At 53.9% G+C, this 19776-nt stretch carries 20 protein-coding genes and 1 tRNA gene; 13 read left to right on the forward strand and 8 right to left on the reverse strand.

Going from position 1 to position 19776, the window contains the following annotated elements; genetic code table 11:
* Window positions 1–10: 10 nt before the first annotated feature.
* On the reverse strand, window positions 11–1486 hold the full coding sequence (locus CDH48_RS07250) for a M48 family metalloprotease (RefSeq protein ID WP_100688037.1): 1476 nt from the start codon (window positions 1484–1486) through the stop codon (window positions 11–13).
* Window positions 1487–1656: 170 nt separating this feature from the next.
* Between CDH48_RS07250 and CDH48_RS07255 the strand changes: the two genes are divergently transcribed.
* The 8 genes from CDH48_RS07255 to CDH48_RS07290 all read left to right on the forward strand — a co-directional run bounded on the left by CDH48_RS07255 (window position 1657) and on the right by CDH48_RS07290 (window position 8876).
* Window positions 1657–1884, forward strand: a complete 228-nt coding sequence (locus CDH48_RS07255; RefSeq protein ID WP_100688038.1) for a sulfurtransferase TusA family protein — start codon at window positions 1657–1659, stop codon at window positions 1882–1884.
* Window positions 1885–1900: 16 nt separating this feature from the next.
* Window positions 1901–2992 carry an AI-2E family transporter gene (locus CDH48_RS07260; RefSeq protein WP_100688039.1) on the forward strand — a complete coding sequence of 364 codons (1092 nt, stop codon included), beginning with the start codon at window positions 1901–1903 and terminating at the stop codon, window positions 2990–2992.
* A 124-nt stretch (window positions 2993–3116) separates the two neighbouring features.
* Window positions 3117–3995, forward strand: coding sequence for a 4-hydroxy-tetrahydrodipicolinate synthase (dapA, locus tag CDH48_RS07265; protein WP_100688040.1), 879 nt, complete (start codon window positions 3117–3119; stop codon window positions 3993–3995).
* 62 nt (window positions 3996–4057) lie between these two features.
* Window positions 4058–5188, forward strand: a complete 1131-nt coding sequence (gene bamC / locus CDH48_RS07270) for an outer membrane protein assembly factor BamC (protein ID WP_100688041.1) — start codon at window positions 4058–4060, stop codon at window positions 5186–5188.
* 61 nt (window positions 5189–5249) lie between these two features.
* Window positions 5250–5963 (forward strand): phosphoribosylaminoimidazolesuccinocarboxamide synthase, encoded by a 714-nt coding sequence (purC, locus tag CDH48_RS07275; RefSeq protein ID WP_100688122.1) that lies wholly within the window; start codon window positions 5250–5252, stop codon window positions 5961–5963.
* A 45-nt stretch (window positions 5964–6008) separates the two neighbouring features.
* Window positions 6009–6734, forward strand: a complete 726-nt coding sequence (locus tag CDH48_RS07280) for a TIGR04219 family outer membrane beta-barrel protein (protein ID WP_100688042.1) — start codon at window positions 6009–6011, stop codon at window positions 6732–6734.
* Between the two features lie 70 nt (window positions 6735–6804).
* Window positions 6805–7812 (forward strand): NAD-dependent epimerase, encoded by a 1008-nt coding sequence (locus CDH48_RS07285; protein WP_100688123.1) that lies wholly within the window; start codon window positions 6805–6807, stop codon window positions 7810–7812.
* A 260-nt stretch (window positions 7813–8072) separates the two neighbouring features.
* Window positions 8073–8876: a PEP-CTERM sorting domain-containing protein gene (locus CDH48_RS07290; RefSeq protein ID WP_157807803.1), complete on the forward strand. Its 804-nt coding sequence runs from the start codon at window positions 8073–8075 to the stop codon at window positions 8874–8876.
* A gap of 165 nt (window positions 8877–9041) precedes the next feature.
* Here CDH48_RS07290 and CDH48_RS07295 read toward each other — a convergent pair whose 3' ends face one another.
* Complete coding sequence (locus CDH48_RS07295; protein WP_100688044.1) at window positions 9042–9437, reverse strand: glutaredoxin family protein; 396 nt, start codon at window positions 9435–9437, stop codon at window positions 9042–9044.
* Window positions 9438–9546: 109 nt separating this feature from the next.
* Here CDH48_RS07295 and CDH48_RS07300 point away from each other — a divergent pair, with 109 nt between their 5' ends.
* Window positions 9547–10230: a cytochrome b/b6 domain-containing protein gene (locus CDH48_RS07300; protein ID WP_100688045.1), complete on the forward strand. Its 684-nt coding sequence runs from the start codon at window positions 9547–9549 to the stop codon at window positions 10228–10230.
* Window positions 10231–10266: 36 nt separating this feature from the next.
* Here CDH48_RS07300 and CDH48_RS07305 read toward each other — a convergent pair whose 3' ends face one another.
* From CDH48_RS07305 to CDH48_RS07325, 5 genes are all read right to left on the reverse strand, one after another.
* Window positions 10267–10734, reverse strand: a complete 468-nt coding sequence (locus CDH48_RS07305; protein ID WP_100688046.1) for a c-type cytochrome — start codon at window positions 10732–10734, stop codon at window positions 10267–10269.
* Window positions 10735–11015: 281 nt separating this feature from the next.
* Window positions 11016–11092, reverse strand: a tRNA-Val gene (locus CDH48_RS07310).
* 45 nt (window positions 11093–11137) lie between these two features.
* The gene (locus tag CDH48_RS07315) at window positions 11138–12097 is read right to left on the reverse strand and encodes a DMT family transporter (RefSeq protein WP_100688047.1); all 960 of its coding nucleotides are present in this window, start codon (window positions 12095–12097) and stop codon (window positions 11138–11140) included.
* A gap of 148 nt (window positions 12098–12245) precedes the next feature.
* A complete protein-coding gene (locus tag CDH48_RS07320; protein ID WP_100688048.1) occupies window positions 12246–13334 on the reverse strand; it encodes a hypothetical protein in 1089 nt (362 codons plus the stop codon).
* Between the two features lie 37 nt (window positions 13335–13371).
* A complete protein-coding gene (locus tag CDH48_RS07325; protein WP_100688049.1) occupies window positions 13372–14445 on the reverse strand; it encodes a hypothetical protein in 1074 nt (357 codons plus the stop codon).
* Between the two features lie 336 nt (window positions 14446–14781).
* Between CDH48_RS07325 and CDH48_RS07330 the strand changes: the two genes are divergently transcribed.
* Both CDH48_RS07330 and CDH48_RS07335 read left to right on the forward strand, forming a co-directional pair.
* The gene (locus CDH48_RS07330) at window positions 14782–15180 is read left to right on the forward strand and encodes a 6-pyruvoyl trahydropterin synthase family protein (RefSeq protein ID WP_100688050.1); all 399 of its coding nucleotides are present in this window, start codon (window positions 14782–14784) and stop codon (window positions 15178–15180) included.
* Window positions 15181–15326: 146 nt separating this feature from the next.
* Window positions 15327–15743, forward strand: a complete 417-nt coding sequence (locus tag CDH48_RS07335) for a helix-turn-helix transcriptional regulator (RefSeq protein WP_100688051.1) — start codon at window positions 15327–15329, stop codon at window positions 15741–15743.
* A gap of 35 nt (window positions 15744–15778) precedes the next feature.
* On the opposite strand, the gene galU is transcribed toward CDH48_RS07335, so the two are convergent.
* Window positions 15779–16618 (reverse strand): UTP--glucose-1-phosphate uridylyltransferase GalU, encoded by an 840-nt coding sequence (gene galU / locus CDH48_RS07340; protein WP_100688052.1) that lies wholly within the window; start codon window positions 16616–16618, stop codon window positions 15779–15781.
* Between the two features lie 343 nt (window positions 16619–16961).
* Between galU and CDH48_RS07345 the strand changes: the two genes are divergently transcribed.
* Window positions 16962–18116, forward strand: coding sequence for a ShlB/FhaC/HecB family hemolysin secretion/activation protein (locus CDH48_RS07345; RefSeq protein ID WP_100688053.1), 1155 nt, complete (start codon window positions 16962–16964; stop codon window positions 18114–18116).
* A 91-nt stretch (window positions 18117–18207) separates the two neighbouring features.
* Window positions 18208–19761 carry a glucan biosynthesis protein G gene (locus CDH48_RS07350; RefSeq protein ID WP_100688054.1) on the forward strand — a complete coding sequence of 518 codons (1554 nt, stop codon included), beginning with the start codon at window positions 18208–18210 and terminating at the stop codon, window positions 19759–19761.
* The last annotated feature ends 15 nt before the right edge of the window (window positions 19762–19776 follow it).

The following is a 19776-nucleotide window of genomic DNA, read 5'->3' on the forward strand; positions in this document are numbered from 1 at the left end:
AGACGGGGCACTAGTTATTCCTGCGCTCCTGCAGGCGGCTGGTGATTTCTGCCAGCCGCTCGCTCACCACCTGTCTTTGGGCTGACCCGGCAGGGAGCTTCTCCTGCGCCTGCCTGAGCTGCCTCTGGGCGGACTCCAGATCCCCCATAAGTGCATCGTACTCTGCCCGTGCCCTGTGAACACCCACAATGTTTCGCGCCATACCCTCTGCCTCTGCAAGCCGCAACCAGAGATATTCCTGCGCGGGGATTCTGCGTGTCAGTTGTTTCAGATGTTCGGCAGCTTGCGTGCCGTTGCCGGCGGCAATCTCGACATCCGCAAGGGTTGACGAAATGGGATAGTTGCCAGGGTTCCTGTCCAGGGCAGTCTTCAGCAGGGACCGCGCTTCATCCAGCTTTTTTTGCTGTATGAGTATCTCCGCCTTGGTGACCTGCAAGGTTATCCGGCCCGGATTGTTAGCCAGCAAATCGTTGATGATGTCGGCTGCCTGCTCAAACTGGTTGTTGCTCAGATAAGCGACGGCGAGTCCGTAACGGATTGCCTCGCTGTTCTGAGCGTCGGGCTTTTCCAGATAGTTTTCAAAGGTGTCCACCGCAACCTCGGGTGAAGCCGAATAATGCACTTGCAGCCGGTTGCGCATCAGGTGATATTCCTGGCCGTCACGAATTGCATTGTCTGGATACTGTTCCGCGCGGTTACGGGTGTCTGCCACCCTGTTCTGGGTCAGGGGGTGGGTTGAGAGGTATTCCGGCATGTTGTTTCCCTGCAACCGGTTCTGCCGCATCATAATCTCGAACATTTCGGGCATGCCGCGAGGGTCAAAGCCAGCGGTTGCCAGGATGTCCAGCCCCACCCGGTCTGCTTCCTGTTCGTGGGAGCGTGAGTAGGCAAGCATATTCTGTATTGCCAGCGCCTGAGTACCCGCTATAGCGGCAATGCCAATATCCGACTGGGTTACAGCGGAGAGCACAATACCGGCGATCATCCCGGCAATGGTCAGTGGTGCGCTGGTTTCCTGTTGCTCCAGGCGGCGCGCAAAGTGTCGCTGGCTGAGGTGAGCCAGTTCGTGAGCCAGCACGGAAGCAAACTGCTGCTCTGTGGCTGCGTTAAGGAACAGGCCTCCGTTCACACCCACGATTCCCCCTGGCACGGCAAAGGCGTTCAGGGCAGGGCTGTCAATAAGGGCAAGAGTCAGGTCCCGGTTTTCCAGCGGAGCCGAGGGTACCAGCCGATAGATAATGGCGTTGAGGTAATCGTATACCAGCGGGTCAGTGATCCGTGGCGCAGAGCGCCGGATTGAGACCATAACCTGCTGCCCGATGTCGGTTTCCTGTTGCCCGGAAATAAGACCGCCCCCGGCGCCACCAATATCCGGCAGGCGAGTCTCCTGGGCTGTCGAGGCAGGGCTGGATATCAATGCAAAAGCACATAGCGTAGCAATTGACAATTTTCGCCAACAGCAAAGCCCGGTTAGAACGTTATTCATGTAATACACTGTGCTCCTGATATATAGCGCTATTATGACAGAACAAAGGTGTCGGGATTCCCGTGGATATCCGCAATCAATGATTAACAGGTATTGAGATGCAATACAGTAACACTGGGGGCATAATGCCGCCTTGCAAATTTCATGTCTTGTGAAGGTGCCTCTTCGTTATGGCTGATCGTACACTGGATGCGTCCGGGCTTCGTTGCCCCATGCCCCTGCTGAAAACAAAACTGGAGCTCAATGGCATGTCTCCCGGTGAGTTGCTTGAGGTGATTGCCACAGATGCGGGCTCTGCCCGCGATATTCCGGCCTTTCTGGAGTTGTCCCGCCACCGCCTGGTGGAGTGCTCGGAAACTGATGGTTACTACCGGTTTGTGGTAGAGTGCGGCGGCTAATTCTCCGGAGTCCCTGATGTTCAGAATTTTACGCGGTCTTGCCCACAAATACTTTTCAGATGAAGAAGCTGTCATTCTTTTCCTGATTCTGATTGTCGGCACAGCTTTCATAATCTGGTTTGGCGCCATGCTGGCACCCGCGATCGCATCGCTCATCGTCGCATTCATTCTGCAAGGCCTTGTAACACGGCTGAACTCTCTCGGGCTCCCTGAAGGTTTTGCAATACTGGGCGTATTCCTTGTGTTTCTGGGGGTGCTTGTGGGCTTTATATTCGGTCTGCTGCCTCTGGTATGGACCCAGGTCAGCACCCTTGCCGGGGAAGCGCCCCGTATTATCGGCGAGCTCCAGTCCTATCTTGAACTGCTGCCCGATGAGTATCCCCACCTTATCTCCGCTCAGGCAGTCGAGAGCCTTTATCAGCAGGTGAACACGGAAGTCGGGCACATGACCCAGTGGCTGGTGTCTTTTTCACTCTCCAGTATACCGGATCTGGTCGCGCTGCTGATCTATATGGTGCTGGTACCCATTCTGGTGTTCTTCTTTCTGAAAGATCGTGAAGTGCTGCTTGGTGCGATTTCCAGGCTGTTGCCGCCCCAGCGCCCGATGATGCTCCAGATCTGGCACGAAGTGAACCTGCAGTGTGCCAATTATGTTCGCGGAAAAGCCCTTGAGATTCTTATAGTTGGCGGCGCAACCTATGTGGCATTCAAGCTTCTGGGTGTGCCCTATGCGGCATTGCTGTCGCTTCTGGTAGGGCTTAGCGTTGTTATTCCATACATCGGCGCTGCCGTGGTGACCATTCCGGTTGCCGTTATTGCACTCTTTGCCTTCGGCTGGGGCAGCCACTTTATCTGGGTGATGGTGATCTACGGAACCATTCAGGCCCTGGACGGGAACGTGCTGGTGCCCGTGCTGTTCTCCGAAGTAAATAACCTGCACCCGGTAGTAATCATCATTTCAGTATTGTTCTTTGGGGGTATCTGGGGGCTATGGGGGGTTTTCTTTGCAATTCCCCTGGCAACCATGCTGAAAGCCGTGGTCTCTGCCTGGCCGGTGAAGAATGAGCCTGCTTCCCCGGCTGCACCAACTGCACCGGATCAGACGTGATTAACCGATCTCACCGGGTGCACCGCATCATCGGGCGCAACACAGGGCATGACATCTGCTTTAATTCCCTTGTGTCAGCCCTTGCCCAACATTACCATATTCGTTTTATTCGGATGGAGCTTTTATGATTACGGGTAGCCTTGTCGCACTGGTCACACCCATGCATCCCAACGGAGACATCCACTGGGAGCATCTGGATAAGCTGGTGGACTTTCATCTGGAGAACGGGACCAACGGTATTGTTGCTGTGGGAACCACGGGCGAATCCGCAACGCTTGATCAGAAAGAGCACTGCCAGGTAATTGGTCACATCATCAAACGGGTTAACGGGCGGATTCCTGTTATCGCCGGTACCGGTGGTAACAGCACCCGTGAAGCAATCTATCTGACAACCGAAGCTTACAAACTCGGTGCAGATGCCTGCCTTTTGGTGGTGCCTTACTACAACAAGCCAACCCAGGAAGGTCTTTACCAGCACTTCAAAACCATTGCAGAAGCAGTACCCGGGATGAGCCAGATGCTCTATAACGTTCCTGGCCGTACGGCATGCGATATGCTGAATGAAACGGTTTTGCGCCTGGCGGATATTCCCAATATCGTTGCCATCAAGGACGCCACCGGCAACATTCCCCGGGGTGCGGAACTGATCAGGGATCTGGACGGACGCCTTGTGGTCTACTCCGGCGATGATGCAACTGCAGCGGAACTTATCCTCGCGGGCGGGAAGGGGAACGTATCGGTTACCGCTAATGTGGCGCCCAGAGCCATGTCTGATCTCTGTGCGGCGGCGCTTGCGGGAAACCGGGAAGAAACTGAACGCCTGAATGAACTGCTGATGCCACTGAACCGCAAACTGTTTCTGGAAGCTAACCCTATCCCGGTTAAATGGGCTCTCCAGCGCATGGGTATGATTGAGAGTGGTATAAGGCTGCCGCTGACACAGCTCAGCGAGAAGTTCCATTCAGAACTCGAAGAAGCCCTGAAAGCATCGGGTGTTATCTGAGCTTGCAGACCTTGATGCTGAATCAGCCCCACACAGAACAGTACCACACAGAGAGTAGGCCAATGCCGGTTCTTTCAGGAACCCGTAAGTCAGTTTTATTCCGGCACCTGGGCATTGCAACAGGGCTTTTACTGATGGTCGTCGTGTCCGGGTGCAGCCTGGTTGAAGACCGTTCCGAGCGTTATGTGAATGCAAAAGAAGGTAAGCCACTGGACCTGCCGGAAACCGCGGATCCTTCGCGCTTCACTCAGGTAATGCCCATACGCCAGGTAGAGCCTGCGGACGGTAGCAGGATGTACCCGTCGGACATTCCCCGGCCTCCGGATATGACCTCGGAAATTCTCGAAGAAAATTACCTGGTGGAAGAGCTGGATGGCCGTGCCTGGCTCCTGGTCAATGATGTGCCCGGCCGTATCTGGCCCGCAGTAACGGCTTACATGAATGAGCGGGGCCTGGGTGTCGCCTATGACAACCCGCAACTGGGGCTGCTGCAAAGTGAGTTGGCAAATTTCAGTATGCGCGCCCGGGAGCTGCTGGAGCTGCCCAATGCGCCCACTGAGGCAGGCACAGCCGAGCCCAAAGCCGTCTTGCAGGTTCGCATTGCCCCCGGTGTGCGTCGCAAAACCACCGAAATCCAGGTGCGAAAGCTTACCTCAGAGACACTGGTGGAAGAGGGCTCGGTTTGGCCCGGTGAACTGATTCCCTGGCGCCGGGTGTCCGATCCCCCGGCAGAGCAACTCGCGTTGCAAAAACGCCTGTTAAAGGATCTTGGTGACTTCATGCAGGCTCGCGAAGAAAGCAAGTCCTTCTCCCGCGCTGCATCGGGCATGGTTTCAAAACCTTTGGTCAGGCTGGTATCTGAAAACGACAAGGCACAATCCATCCGCATGGACCTGGACTATGGTCGCGCCTGGGCGGAAGTCAATCGCGCACTTGTTGAATCTGATATTGCAGTGGTGGACCTCAACCGCAGTGAAGGCTGGTTCTTTGTTGATTTTCGCACGGAAGACGAGCGGGATCCCGGCTGGTTCAGCTGGTTCAGTGATAAAGAAAAGCCTCGCCATACCCATACGGTTACCCTGGTGGAAGGCGATGATGGTCAGGTACAGGTTACAGCCCGGGAAGCCGATGATTACAGCGGTGACCGCCAGGTCGATGATTTGCTGACACAGTTGTTCGATTACCTGTACTGACCAGGCCTATACTGATCAAGAAGGAAGCCTGCGGTGCAGGCTTCCGTTTCGGAGATTGATGATGGAAAAACGCGAAGAACTCTACGCAGGCAAAGCGAAGTCGGTATATCGAACGGACGACCCGGAACGCTTTGTGCTCGTTTTCCGGGACGACACCTCGGCGTTTGATGGCGAAAAGAAAGAGCAGCTCAGCCGCAAGGGTATGGTGAACAATCGCTTTAACGCCTTTATTATGGAAAAGCTGGAAGCCGCAGGCGTGCCCACCCATTATGAAGGCCTGCTGTCCGCAACTGAGACACTGGTTAAAAAGCTCGACATGATCCCCGTGGAGTGTGTGGTGCGAAACTTGTCTGCAGGCAGCCTGTGTCGTCGGCTTGGCGTTGAGGAAGGGCTTGAACTGACCCCTCCAACCTATGAATTGTTTCTGAAAAACGATGCCTTGCACGACCCGATGGTGAATGAATCCCTGGCCGTAAGCTTCAACTGGGCAAGCGAGGCCGAACTCGCCCGGATGAAAGAGCTCACATATAAAGTAAACGATGTATTGAAGAACCTGTTCGATGAGGCTGGAATGATGCTTGTGGATTACAAGCTTGAGTTTGGCCGGAGTAACGGTGAAATTGTTCTGGGCGACGAGTTCAGCCCGGACGGCTGCCGAATATGGGATAAGGAAACCCGTAAGAAAATGGACAAGGATCGCTTCCGGCAGGGGCTGGGCGACGTTATCGAAACCTATGAGGAAGTTGGTCGCCGCCTGGGCATTGACTTCAACTGATTACTAGCGATAAATCCAGACAGACAATAATGATACAGGTGCATTATGCGTAAACTGACATTGGCGATCGGCAGTTCTCTTTTAATTGCGGCTCCTCTGGCCCATTCCGACGTGGTGGGGCTCGGCGCCAGTGTAAGCTATTGGGACTCTGATTTGTCCGGCCGGATCGCGTCTGACGGCAGTTCAGTTGATGTCAACGACGAATTGCGACTGAAAGACGACGGTAACGCCAATGCCAGTATTTACGTAGAGCATCCGGTACCCGTGCTGCCCAACGTACGCCTGGCCTACACCCTGGTTCAGCAAAGTGGCAATGGCACGCTTACCAGCTCTTACCAGGGGTTTGGCGCCGGAACCGCGGTGCGCTCGGATCTGGATCTGGAGCAACTGGATCTGACCCTGTATTACGAAATTCTGGATAACTGGGTAAATCTGGATCTGGGGCTGACCGTGCGTGATTTCTCCGGTGAGCTGCTGGTACAGAACACCTCACAGTCCAGCCTTACCAAAGCTGATGCCGTGTTGCCACTGGGCTATGTCGCCGCCCGTTTTGATCTGCCGCTGACCGGCGTTGCGGTGGGCGCTGAAGGTAATTTCATGAGCTTTGACGGTGACTCCATTCGCGACTTCAACGTGTATGGCCAGTACAGTATCTCACTGTTGCAACTGCGTGCAGGCTATCGTCAGATCGCCGTTGATTATGAAGATGGCAGCGACGTTTTTGACATTGAACTGGATGGCCCGTTCATCAGTGCAGGTGTGACTTTCTAAAGGGCGGGAGCACACTGGCAGTGGCTTGCGCTATGTTTGTTTGCAGCACAACAACAGGGAAGCAAAAGATTTGAAAATTCTGGTTACGGGCACAGCAGGGTTCATCGGTTCGCAACTGGCGCACCGGCTACTTGAGCGGGGAGACGAGGTTATCGGCGTTGATAACGTTAATGACTACTACGATGTCACTCTCAAGGAAGCCCGGCTGGCACGCCTGACCGGTAACCCCAATTTCACAGAAGTTCGACAGGACATTGCAGACCGTACTGTGATGGCGGAGATCTTCGCCAAACATCGCCCGGAACGGGTCGTGCACCTTGCTGCCCAGGCTGGCGTTCGATACTCGCTGGAAAACCCCAACGCCTACGTGGATGCCAATCTGGTTGGCTTCATGAATATCCTGGAAGGCTGTCGCCATAACAACGTAAAACACCTGGTATACGCTTCCAGCAGTTCGGTATATGGCGCCAACGAAGCCATGCCGTTTTCTGTGCACGACAACGTAGACCACCCCCTGAGCCTGTATGCAGCGTCCAAAAAAGCCAATGAGCTCATGGCACACACCTACAGCCATCTTTACGGGCTGCCAACCACCGGCCTGCGATTCTTCACCGTGTATGGTCCCTGGGGTCGCCCGGATATGGCGCTGTTTATCTTCACCAAAAAGATTCTCGCCGGTGAGCCGATTGATGTTTTTAATCATGGCAACCACAAGCGGGATTTCACCTACATTGACGATATAGTGGAAGGTGTTGTCCGCACCCTTGATCAGGTCGCGCAGCCCAACGAGGAATGGAGTGGTGCAGCTCCTGATCCGGGCACCAGCAAAGCCCCGTACCGCATATACAATATTGGCAGCAACAATCCCGTGGAACTGTCTCGCTTCATAGAAATTATTGAGCAGAGAACAGGAAAAAAAGCGCAGAAGAACCTTTTGCCCATGCAGCCCGGCGATGTACCCGCAACCTATGCCAATGTCGATAATCTGATCAGCGACGTAGGATATAAGCCATCAACGAGTGTGGAAGAGGGCATTGCCAACTTTATTGACTGGTATCGCGAGTTTTACCAGGTTTAAACAGAAGTCTCATTACCACCCCTAAACTCACTCCATTAGCGAACGTCGATTTTTTTTACATTAACGGCTAATGAAAATTAACCATCGTGACTCTTTGTTGTATAACCGATAGTTTTATAAAGCAATAATGAGTATGGCGCGGATTATGCTGTTTCCTATAGTGGGCTGTTCGCACTCGCTGTTTTTGTATTAACCACACATTAAAGCAACGAGAAGTCTGCCCAGAACCTAAGTCTTATATGGTTATGAGGAGATACAGCATGAACGCACGGATACTCAAAAGACATCTACTCGCTCCTGTTTTTATCATTGGTGCACTAACGCAACCAGCTAACGCACTGGTTATCGGTCATTTCGATAACACCCGTGAGTTATACGGCATGTCAACAGGTTATCTTTCTGGCGCAACGCAGTGGCTAGCGGATAATGGACATACGTTAGTCTCAACCAGTGAGGCAAATGCCAGCTTCCTTTCTACCGTTGATGCGTTTTATACAGGTCTTATAGGATCCGTGGATACAACGGAAATCTCGGCTTTTCAGAGTTTTGTCGATGTCAGTGGTGGTTTTTTGTTCATTCAACAAGATCACGATGGTGGATCGTGGCACGGTCCCAGCAGTGCCATTCTCGCAAACTGGGGGATTGGCAACTCTGCCGGCACGTACTCCAATGACGCTGGCCACACAACGGTAGGCTCCTCCACATGGGTTACCGAACCCCATTTGGTAAACGGTTTCACTGGAAGTGCGCACAGTACCATCAATGAGATACCCGCCGGGTTTGACGTCCTCGCGGAAGATGACGAGGGCCGTGCCATTATGGGCGTTTTTGATGCGGGCGCAGGCCGCTCCAGTGACGTTTTTATAGCTACGGATATTGACTTCTGGAGCGATGGAGTTGGCTGGGGAGATACTCGTAATCAGAACTTATGGGAAAATATCTGGACTGCCGCCTCCACGCAAATCGATGACCCCGTGTCCGTCCCGGAACCCAGTACTTTCGCTTTGCTCGGCTTTGGGTTGATGTTCTTGGGCCTGCGTCGGAGGAAGGCATCTGCCGCATAAATCGCTGCGTAAACTTGGTCTGATAAGCGCTGACTAATCGACTCAATAATTTACTAAAGGGGGCTTGCACCCCCTTTTACTGTTTTTGAAAAATATGCGATGACATACGGCTGTCGGTCTCGATCTGGCTATACAGGGGCATTCGTTGAATCGATAACCTGAATATCAGGCAGTCTCTCCAAACCGCTCGTCCAGCCAAGCATTAATGTCAGCTGATTCGTACATCCACTGTTCACTGCCATCCGGGTGCTTTATTAACAGGCAGGGAACCTTGATGCTACCACCACCCTGTTCCAGCTCGGCCCTGTGGGTCGGGTTGTGCTGGGCATCCCGCTTTTCAATATTGAGGTTCAGCCGCGCTATCTGCTTTCGTACCTTGACGCAGAAAGGGCAGGTTTTGAACTGATACAGTGCCAGGCTCTCGCAGGCTGCATCCACTTTTTGTTGCTCTTCAGCGCTGCGCTCCACCGGTTTGCCTCCGCCCATTTTTTCGCTAAGCAGAACAAAGGGTGTCAGAATAAGACGTAACGTCCGGAAAAAATAACGGATAACCACTCGCATTGAATAGACCTTTAATCATGGTGCATGAACTTCGGTGCGCAGTATAAAGCAAAATTGGTATCTTTCGGGTAACCTCCCTTGGTACTCAGGAGATTTAGAAGGAAGCGGAATGAAATCGATACCCCTGTGGGATCTGCCCACACGGCTGTTTCACTGGTTGCTGGTGCTTGCCGTTACAGGCTCACTCGTAACAGTGAACCTTGGCGGAACCTGGATGTTATGGCATGAGCGCTTTGGTCTTGCCATTGTAGGCCTGATCAGCTTTCGGTTGATGTGGGGGCTTGTTGGCTCCACCTATGCGCGCTTCTGGCATTTCATTCCCGGGCCGGTCGCCATTTCAGCGTATCTGAAAGGTGAATGGCAGGGTTTGGGCCATAACCCGCTCGGAGGCCTGTCGGTTCTGGCCATGCTCGGCCTGCTTGGTTTCCAGGCCGTCTCCGGCTTGTTTGCGACCGATGCCATTGCCTTTAATGGGCCCCTCTACCGTGCGGTATCTTCGGGCTGGAACGATACGATTACCTCCTGGCACAAACTGACGGAATGGTTTATCTATGGCTTGATCGGGCTGCACGTTGCCACTGTGTTTTTCTACACATTGGTTAAAAAAGACAATCTGATCAGCCCGATGATAAGCGGGCGCAAGATTGTTGATGATAAGCAGCACAAGGAACGTCAGGGTGGTGGGGCTATAGCTCTGATTGTATCCCTGGCGATCGCCAGCTTTGCAGTCTGGGTGGCGAGCGGCGGGCTACTGCCTCCACCTCCGCCTCCACCGCCTGATCTGGGCTGGTAAACGGCAGAGGTGCAGGGCTGCTCATACCTCTAAGGCTTACTCGGCACGGAACTCATCGTGGCAGGCCTTGCAGGACTTGCCCACCTCACTGAACTGGGCAGCCAGATCGGCCTTGCTGCCACCGTTGGCGGCAATTTCCTGGAGCTTGTTGGCGGCCTGAGCGAAACCGATGGCCACCTCGCGGGCTTTATCTGGCTTATCAAAAAATTCCGGCTTGAGCCTGGTATTGTCGTTCTTGTCCATGGCAGTACCCGGGCCAAACAAAGAGCCAAGGCCGGAATTGGCGACAGATGCAATCGCATTGGCAGCTGCCAGCATCTGCTGCTCATTATAGGCGACCGTGCCATCAACGGCTTGAGCCTTGATTTTGCCCATGTTCCATGAGGCAAACGTAAATGCACTCTGGCGGGTTTCAATCTGTTCTTCCACATCCAGTTGGGCCACAACTGGGGTCGCGACGGCAGCGCTCAATGCCAGGGCGGCAAAAATTCCTGATCTATGCATTGTTATTCCTCTCTCATCTATGAAAATAACTACAGCAGTTTTGCAGTCTAATCATTCCATATATCAGGCCGCGTTTACACAGCAAAACTGGAAAGTTCCGGTAAACCTTCCCGATCTCACTTCATGGTAGTGCAATTTTTGCTGTCTTGATAAAAATTAAGATGAATGCATTTGCTGGCTGGCAAGGGCGTGGTTGGGAAACCGTTCTTTTGGAAAACCGGGGCACAAAAAAAGCCAGTTCTCACGATCTCCGTAAGCAACTGACTTTTTCTCGCAGATATTGGTAGGACCACCCAGATTCGAACTGGGGACCTCTACCATGTCAAGGTAGCGCTCTAACCAACTGAGCTATGGTCCTGCGATCTGCAACGGGAAAGGAATATACTGATTCCAGCGTTTAGGGTCAACCTGTTTTCCGCGTTTTTGTTGTCCTGAGTCGGGTCCGGAGGGTGCTGCTCAGAGCACTCCAACGGTTAACAATCAACGCCGCAAAAATCAGACCACAGCCAGCCATTTGAGTGGGTGTCATGGTTTCCCCGAACCACCCGGCTGCAAACAGAGATACCCAAACCGGCTCCAGCACCAGGATAACGGCGCCATGGCTGTGGGTGGAGAGGCTTTGGGCATAGGTTTGTACAAAGAAGCGCCCCGCAGTTCCTATAACAGCGCTGGCCAGAACCCACCATATCAACAGTGGCGGAGGGTTTGCGAAAGTTGGCCGCCAGGGTTCCGTAACCAGGGATTCAACCAGGGTCACGAGTCCGACAGTCAGTAGTGCCAGGGCTGTGAGGGGCAGGGCGGGGATTCGTTGTTTTTCGATGGTTGCCCCTGCGCGGCTTGTTACCGTGCGTTGGTTAGCAGCCCGGGTGTTCAGGGTGAAGTACAACGCGAAAATTGTGGCGGCCACCACGAAAAACATCTGGCCAGGTTCCGGTTGGAATCCATTTCGAAGGGATAGCAGGGCCAGCCCGGCAATGGCCACAGGTATGGCAAACCAGGTGCTCACAGGTTGCGCCTCTCTGAAAATAAGCCGCGCAACAATCGGAACAATCACCACGCCCAGGCTGGTTAAAAATGCACCTTCGCCCATGCTGGTGATATGAACCAGGCCCATAACCCAAAAGCTCATGGCGATACCAAACACCAGGCCAACGCCAACGCCGCGTATGAACTGATCTGCATTCAAGCGCATGAGAGGGCGCCAGGCGACTACCGCCAGAAAGCCCCCCGCAATCAAAAACCGTACAGCCATAAATAACAACGGCGGCATAAGAAGCACGGCTTCTTTCGAAAATATCCAGCTAATGGCTGCGAGCAGTGTGACGATAACCAGCAGAAGATCGGATTTTTGGGCGTCAGACATTGGCGTAGGGCTTTACCAGTGGAAAGAGAACGGTAGTAACCTGCCAATGTATAGTTAGCGAACTAAAAAAGAAAGGTGGCTCTTCCCTGAGCCGGTGTTGGGAATGCAGGTTGTGCAAAAAGCATTCTTTCGCAGAAACCAGAATGCGTCAGTTGTTGAGTGTGGAATACACCAGCGAAGACATGTCTGTCTGATCGGAACCGGGCACCTCTATATACTGATCTCCCGAACCCCAGAGCTTCCACCAGGGGCGTTTGTTGTAGCTTCTGCTGGCGAAATCGACCTGCAGGCCGTTCAGGGTTGTATTATTGATCACCGGAACAGAAATATTGCCGGTTTCTGAACCCAGCACGCCACTGTGGGAAACGCCTTCATTCATCAGCACCGGGTAATGGTTGTAGTAAAGGCCGGCGGGGCCGTTCTGGCTGGTTACCTTGCCAGCCAGGCTCAGGTTACCGGAGCAGGAATCTATGCCCTGTGCGCTGGTTGCGCCACAGGCGGAATGAGTGGGAACAACGCCGTCATCGGTTCCGGAAATAAACGGCTTGGTGATGCCACCGTAGGAGGATCCTCCGGCAACAAAACGCAGGCGCGGCACAGAGTTCGGGCTCAAGGCAAGATTTCTGGCAGTGTTGGTTTGCAGGTCATTTACAACTCCCATTTTGCCGGGTTCTGGTTCAATGCCTGTAAACGCCTGCACAGCGGCACGCAGAGCCCAGTTATACCAGGTTGGGTTGTATGCAAGGCTCATGGCCAGGTTGGCAAGTTCGGTGCCGCCACCTGCACCGGAATAGTCAATGGATGCGAGAATTTTCAGCGGTGGCAAACCTTCGTTCTGCAGCCAGCGTGCCTGATTCTCAAGCAGATAGCGGGTAACGAGGTCACCGGTGGAGTGTGAGACAACTATGCAAAAGTCGTTACACAAACCCTGCTGACTGATTTCCCGGATCTGTTCATAGGCGCGCTGGGCAATGCTGCCTTCTACCCGGCCATCACTGGGCCAGTCAATACGGGCTTCGGAACGGGATAACCAGAATGTACGCCAGTAATCCTCGCCCGCATCCTTGATCGCCTGCAGATCGGCGGGGGGCGTGGCCAGATCTTCCATCTGAAACCCGTGTACCAGTATTACGTTGTGTCCGGCCAACTGGGCCTGGGCAGGTGCGGCCAGCATGCTGCTGGTAAATGCTGCTGCAAGCGCGATTTTCCAGGTTTTGTTCGTCTTTATTGTTTTCATGATTGCTCCGTATTTGTCTGATTATTGTTGGAGTACCTCAGAACTTGTCAGCCAACTGCTGCAGAAGGGCTGCACGCTGTTCCGATTCGGGATTTACCGCCGGTGTGTCCGTGAGGTCATCAAGATCGGGCGGTTCAAAGTCGTAGCCGTCATCCGGCCCAAAAGCGTAATGTGTCCGGTCGCCGGGCCTGGCCGGAAGCTGTCGAATCTGTATATTGCGCAGCTGGAACTTCCCGTTGAGCGATTTGCCTGCAAGCAGGGTTCCGTGAACCTTCAGAGAAATCGTGTCAGAGGTGCGGTCAAGGCGCTTCTCGGCCTGAAGCTGGGCGACGGGTTGCTGGCCGTTATAGAGCTGGGCAGACAACCCATAAAAACCTGAGGTCTGGGGTGAAAAAATGACTGGAATAATAAGGTTATTGTTGCTGATATAGGTGTCTTCGAGGCCTTCAAAATCCCCGAGATAGGGTTCGATGGTAAGGCTGGATGCGTGTCGCACAGGTTTTCCGTCAATGGCTGCCTCGACGATCAGCCGGTATTCCCCGGGCTCTTCATCGGAGCTCAGGCTGCCCTCGTAGTAGCCTGTCTGGCCGTCCCGTTCCAGCGTGGTGCTTGTGACCGGGTCTCTGGATTCGGGGCGCTCCAGTGTTGCCTGAAGCGAATCACCGACCACCTGTGGCCCCTGTAAGGAGGCGACAACCAGGATGTCTTCACCCCGGGTAAAGCGGAACTTGTCGAGGGTGACAATAAACTGACCGCCGTGTTCCAGCGGCAGCGCCACAGGCTCGTAGTGATTACCCCGGTACGCCCTGGCCTGTGCTTCCGTTAATGGTATCGACCAGGGCGGATAACGAACCGACCGGGCATACTCTTCGGCTACCTTTGCCAGCATAAACCCGACAGGGCTGTCTGAAGGTGGTTTTTGCTGGCGGCTGGCGGTTGCCGAAACGGTTCCCGGCGCGGGCTGAGCACTGCGGGGTTTCCCGCGGCCTTCATCCCCCTGGGTTTGCATATCCCAGCTAAAACCGAAGCGGTTGTCCTCCGACAACAGGTACCCGGTGCCGAGCACGAAAGAAGCTGCAACCAAACTGACTACGAGCGCCTTTCGGGGCATTCGTCTGTCCTTTTCCGTGAATGTGTTATCTGACAACCATACTGTCGATTAGTCCGTACCGGCTAAAATATAGTCAAAAAAATGAAAAGCGCGGGCAATTCCTGTGACCGGTATCTCAAAAGCGCTCAAAACCAGTCTGAATCCTTAACAGCCTTGATCAGGGTTGCGATCCTGCCCAGATCTGTGCTGATCGGGTATTTACAACTATAGTTTCAGGAACAGGTTATTGCATACGACAGCGAACCCGTTTGGAACAGATGCGTGAAGCGGTGAGCCGGATTCTTGCGAATGGCGGTGATACGCTGTGTCACTGCATGAACTATTAAGGAGTCAGTCATGTTCAGCCTTACCGTTCGCGATCACATGACGATCGCCCACAGCCTTACCGGAGAAGTCTTCCGTCAGGCACAAAAAACCCACGAAGCCACTTATGTGGTAGATGTTACATTCGAACGTCATCAGCTGGATAAAGACGATCTGATCTTGGATATCGGGCTGGCGTCGGCGGTTCTGAAACAGGTTCTTAGTGAGTTCAACTTGAAGAACCTGGATGATTTCGAGGATTTCCAGGGCCGCAATACGACCACCGAATTCATGGCAAAGAAAGTATTTGACCGCATGGCCGCAGCCATCCACTCCGGGCGTCTGGGGGAGAGCGCAAATGCCATTTGTGCATTGAAAGTGACTCTGGCGGAATCGCCCAATGCCTGGGCCAGTTACCATGCGGGAATCTGACACCCTGCACTTTGTTATGTGGTCCAGGGCTTACACAAAGCCAAGAACAGGTCCAGTTCTGTTCAAATCAGTTTAGGCAGATTGTGCTTAAAGCTGTATGTACGTTACATTTCCGGATCAGGCACAATTTTGCAGAGGCGAAACCCATGCGTTACCTGCAGACATTCAACCGCCGGTTGCGGCAGATGCGTGAGGCAGGGCATTTATCCTGCCAGGACGTGGCAGAGCTTTGTGGCGTTGAAGAGGCGCAGGTTATTAGCTGGGAAGCCACAGATGCCAGGCAGCGCACCTACCCGGATGTGTCAGAGTTGCTGGATTTCTGTATAAAAACCGAAACCCCTCTGGAAGACCTGCTGGATCTTGCGGAACCGGGAAACTGTGGACAGCTTGAACTGCCTGGGCTGGCATTCAGTAGCAGCGATGATCTCTCCAGGGCGCTGAAAGAACTGGAGCAGGAGATAAACCGGGTTCAGCTTTCAGATGAAGAGGCGGAACTGTTGCGCCGGTTCCGCAAGACAACAGCAGAGAACCGGCGCATGATTCTGCAGATTCTGGGCAACTGACCGAGACTGACTGAAAGACCCGGAGCAAGCTCCCGTTATTTCTGCTTCTTGTAGATATTCTCGTACACGTAGTTGGTGGCTTCCACGAACCCGTCAATGCTGCCGCAGTCAAAGCGTTTGCCTTTGAACTGGTAGGCCAGCACGCAGCCATTCTTGGCCTGTTCGAGCAGCGCATCGGTAATCTGGATCTCACCGTTTTTGCCGGCAGGCGTGCGCTCCAGAATATCGAAAATATCCGGTGTGAGAATGTAACGGCCAATAATGGCGAGGTTGCTCGGGGCATCCTCCGGCGCAGGCTTCTCAACCATGTCGGTGATGCGGTAGAGGCCGTCTTTCATGGATTCGCCGGCAATAACGCCGTACTTGTGAGTTTCATCCGCCGGCACTTCTTCAATAGCCACAATGGAGCAGCGGAACTGGTTGTACAGCCTGACCATCTGCGCCATAACGCCGTCTTCGCCGTTACCGGGGCCAACACAGAAGTCATCCGCCAGCACAACCGCAAACGGATTGTCACCCATCAGGTTGCGACCACTCAGAATAGCATGGCCCAGGCCTTTCATCTCAACCTGGCGGGTAAACGCAAAGGTGTTGTGATCAATCAGTTCGCGTATGGAGGTTAGCAGGTCTTCCTTTCCGGAGCCGGCAATCTGGTGCTCGAGCTCATAGCTGATGTCAAAATGGTCTTCGATTGCCCTTTTGCCGCGACCGGTTACAAAACCGAATTCGTGGATGCCGGCTTCGGCGGCTTCCTCAACGCCGTATTGCACCAGCGGCTTGTTAACAACAGGCAGGATTTCCTTGGGCATCGCTTTGGTAGCCGGCAAAAAGCGGGTGCCATAACCGGCAACCGGGAACAGGCATTTTTTGATCATCGCATTCGTCCTTTTCATCGGATTTCGTAACCTGGCTGGTACTGCTATACAGCAGCAGCATTCCATGGAATGTCGCGAGTTTACCAAGATATTCCGTCAATTGGAGAGCGTAGCCGGAATTCATTACGTTTTGTAATCGGCAGTTTCGCACGACCGGTTTCAGCCAAGTGCTTGCCAGTGTTAAAGTAAATTTTCAGTTATCGTTATAACCTGCTGTTTTAGCGAACATTAAAATTGTAAATTTTGGAAATTTTCGGTGGATTGTTTTGCTGCCTTTTTTTAGAGTGGGCGGGCACTTTTAAACTACCGTAATTCCGGTTAATGATTTCAACGAGGCTGTTTAGTGGGACGTATTCTGCTCCTGGCCATAATCACGGGCATGGTTACCGGTCAAGCTCTTGCCGATAGCGAAGGGCCCCGGGCCAGATCCCCTCTGTGGGATCTGTATCCTGCGGATCTTCTCCAGTCGGTTACCCGGTACGTTGCTTCCCACGTCGAGTTTAGCGGCAACTCCAGCCAGAACAACGACAAGGCAAACGGGCGCCTCAATCTGACCAGCAACAACCTGATCTGGTCTCAGCACATACTTGGGCTTGATTTCAGCGATTCCGTTGTGCGCGACGGTAACGCTGAATCCACGACGCTTGCGCTCCGCTACTCATTTCCCATTGCAGGTGGCAATTTCCGTATTGATCTGGAAGACAGGGATTATGCGGGTGCCATCAGCGAGTCGGGGCAGCGCTTCGATGCCCGTGGCGAACGACGCGATCTCCGGATTACCGGCAGCCGTTCTCTCTGGTCCTGGCAGGGAATGGAAATTGGCAGCGTTGTTTCCCACACCAGCGGCAGCAGCAGTGCTTTTGAAGATGCCGTATGGGTTAAGGATTCCACCCATCAGCTTTCAAGCTTCGGCCTCGAAGGCAGCGCATCACGGGAGTTGCTTGGCGGGTTTTATGCCTCCACAACACTCATTGCCATGGGGGGGCTGGATTCCGAAGAGACAGTCAGCCAATCGGGCTACACAAGTGATTCAGATGGTTTCCACAAACTGGCTCTCTCTGCTTCCCTCAGCCGGGAAGTGCTGAGCTGGAACCTCGGGCTTAACGGGCGGTACCAGTTTGCCCCCGGGGATTTGCCGTCTTCTGAGTACCTGACCATTGCAGGCCCAAGCCTCATGCGGGGTTTTGGTGGCCAGTCCGTGCGGGTGCCGGAAGGAGGTCTGTTGTGGATGAATGCCCGCAGCCCCGGTTATCACTGGCCCTTTGCATCGGAGCTGAACTCGTCCATCACAATCTCCCTGCTGCAGGGCTGGGCACCCTATTCGGCGGCACAGTCTGACCGGTTTGGCAGCACCAGTACCGGCGAAATTTCTTTCCAGCTCTATTCCCGTGATTTTCATGCGGATGTAAGCATCGGGCAAATGCTCAATGCATCCAACACTGCACTCCTCATGCCTTCCAGCCCGGATCTTTCCTTCTCCATTACGCTCGGCATCTGATCCCTGCCAGTCCCGCCCTTACCAAGATGTCACTTGAGGCCGCAGTGTAGCTGTTGTTACATCTGTATCCAGGCCTAAAAGGAGTTTTGACATGTCAGGATTACGCCTGCAGGGGTTAGTATTTTCCTTTCTTATTCTGTTCGGAGTTTCCGGTAACGCCCTGGCGTTCGGCTTTGACGACGTCATCAAAAAAGCCAAAACCCGTGCCGGGGAAAAATATGAGGCGCCAACCCAGGCACCGGACTTTCTCAAAAACCTCAGCTACAGCGACTACCAGTCGATCCGGTTCAGGCCCGAAGACAGCCTGTGGCGCTCTGGCAAATCCCGGTTTCAGGTGATGATGATTCCCCAGGGCAGCTTCTACTCCCAGGCCGTGCAGCTTAATGTCATTGATAGCGAAGGCGTACACCCCGTCGAATTTGACAAAAACCGGTTTGAGTACCCGAACCCCGAGTTGGCAAAACGGATTCCCGCCAACCTTGGCTATGCCGGGTTCAAGTTAACTTATCCCTTGTCTGGCGCAGGAACACAAAACCAGTTTCTGGTGTTTGGCGGAGCGAGCTACTTCCGGGGAGTGGGTGCAAACCAGAATTTCGGGCTGTCCGGGCGGGGAATCGCGGTTGATACCGGCCTCCCGTCCGGGGAGGAATTTCCGGCATTCACCGATTTCTGGATGGAGCGCCCGAAGGCGGATAGCGATGTGATGGTGGTCTATGGCCTGTTGGATGGCCCAAGCCTGACTGGTGCCTACCGGTTCGAGATCCGTCCGGGCGAGCACACCCGCATGAACGTCAGTGCCGAGCTTTTTTTCCGGGATGATATTGAGCAACTGGGCCAGGCACCGCTTACATCCATGTTCTTTTACGGGGAAAACACCCTCAGGCCCCTGGGGGAGTGGCGCCCGCAGGTGCATGATTCCGACGGGCTGCTAGTGAAGGATGGCAAAACCGGGGAGTGGTTGTGGCGGCCACTGGTTAATCCGGCGCAACTGCAACTAAGCTATCATCATGTTCAGGATCTTGATGGATTTGGCCTGATGCAACGGGACCGCCGCTTCGCAGATTTTCAGGATAACGAAGCCCGCTATGATCGCCGCCCGAGCATGTGGGTAAAGCCGACTGGTGAAAACAAAGAAGGCTGGGGAGAAGGGGAGGTGGTGCTTGTTGAAATTCCCTCCCGGGCAGAGACTAACGACAACATCGTGGCATTTTTCAAGCCGGCTCAGCCGATTAAGGCAGGAGAGAGCCGGCGGGTGAATTACTCCGTGCTCTTTGGTGGGCCGGAAATCACCGGGCAACCAAACGCTCGTGCTGTCAGTACCTTTGTGGGCAAAGAGAGCCGGGGGGATAACGCTGACGAAGCGCTGCGGCTGATTGTTGACTTCAAAGGTGGCGAGCTTGCCGGGCTGCGCCCGAACTCCGCTATTGTCAGCCAGGTGAGTGGCGGCGAGGGTGTAGAGGTTATCGAGCACTTTGTTGAGTACATCGAGGCGATTGATGTGTGGCGGCTGTCCATTCTGGCAAAACCGGCGGTTGACCAGCCACTCACACTAAGAGGGTCCCTTGCCAGGGACGATAAGCCGGTTACCGAGACATGGACCTATCGGCTGGGGCCCTCAACGGATCTTCGTGGTAAGTCGTCGTAGAAACTTCCGGCGGTA

This window comes from Marinobacter aromaticivorans, from assembly GCF_002806975.1.
In the GTDB taxonomy this organism is placed as follows: domain Bacteria; phylum Pseudomonadota; class Gammaproteobacteria; order Pseudomonadales; family Oleiphilaceae; genus Marinobacter; species Marinobacter aromaticivorans.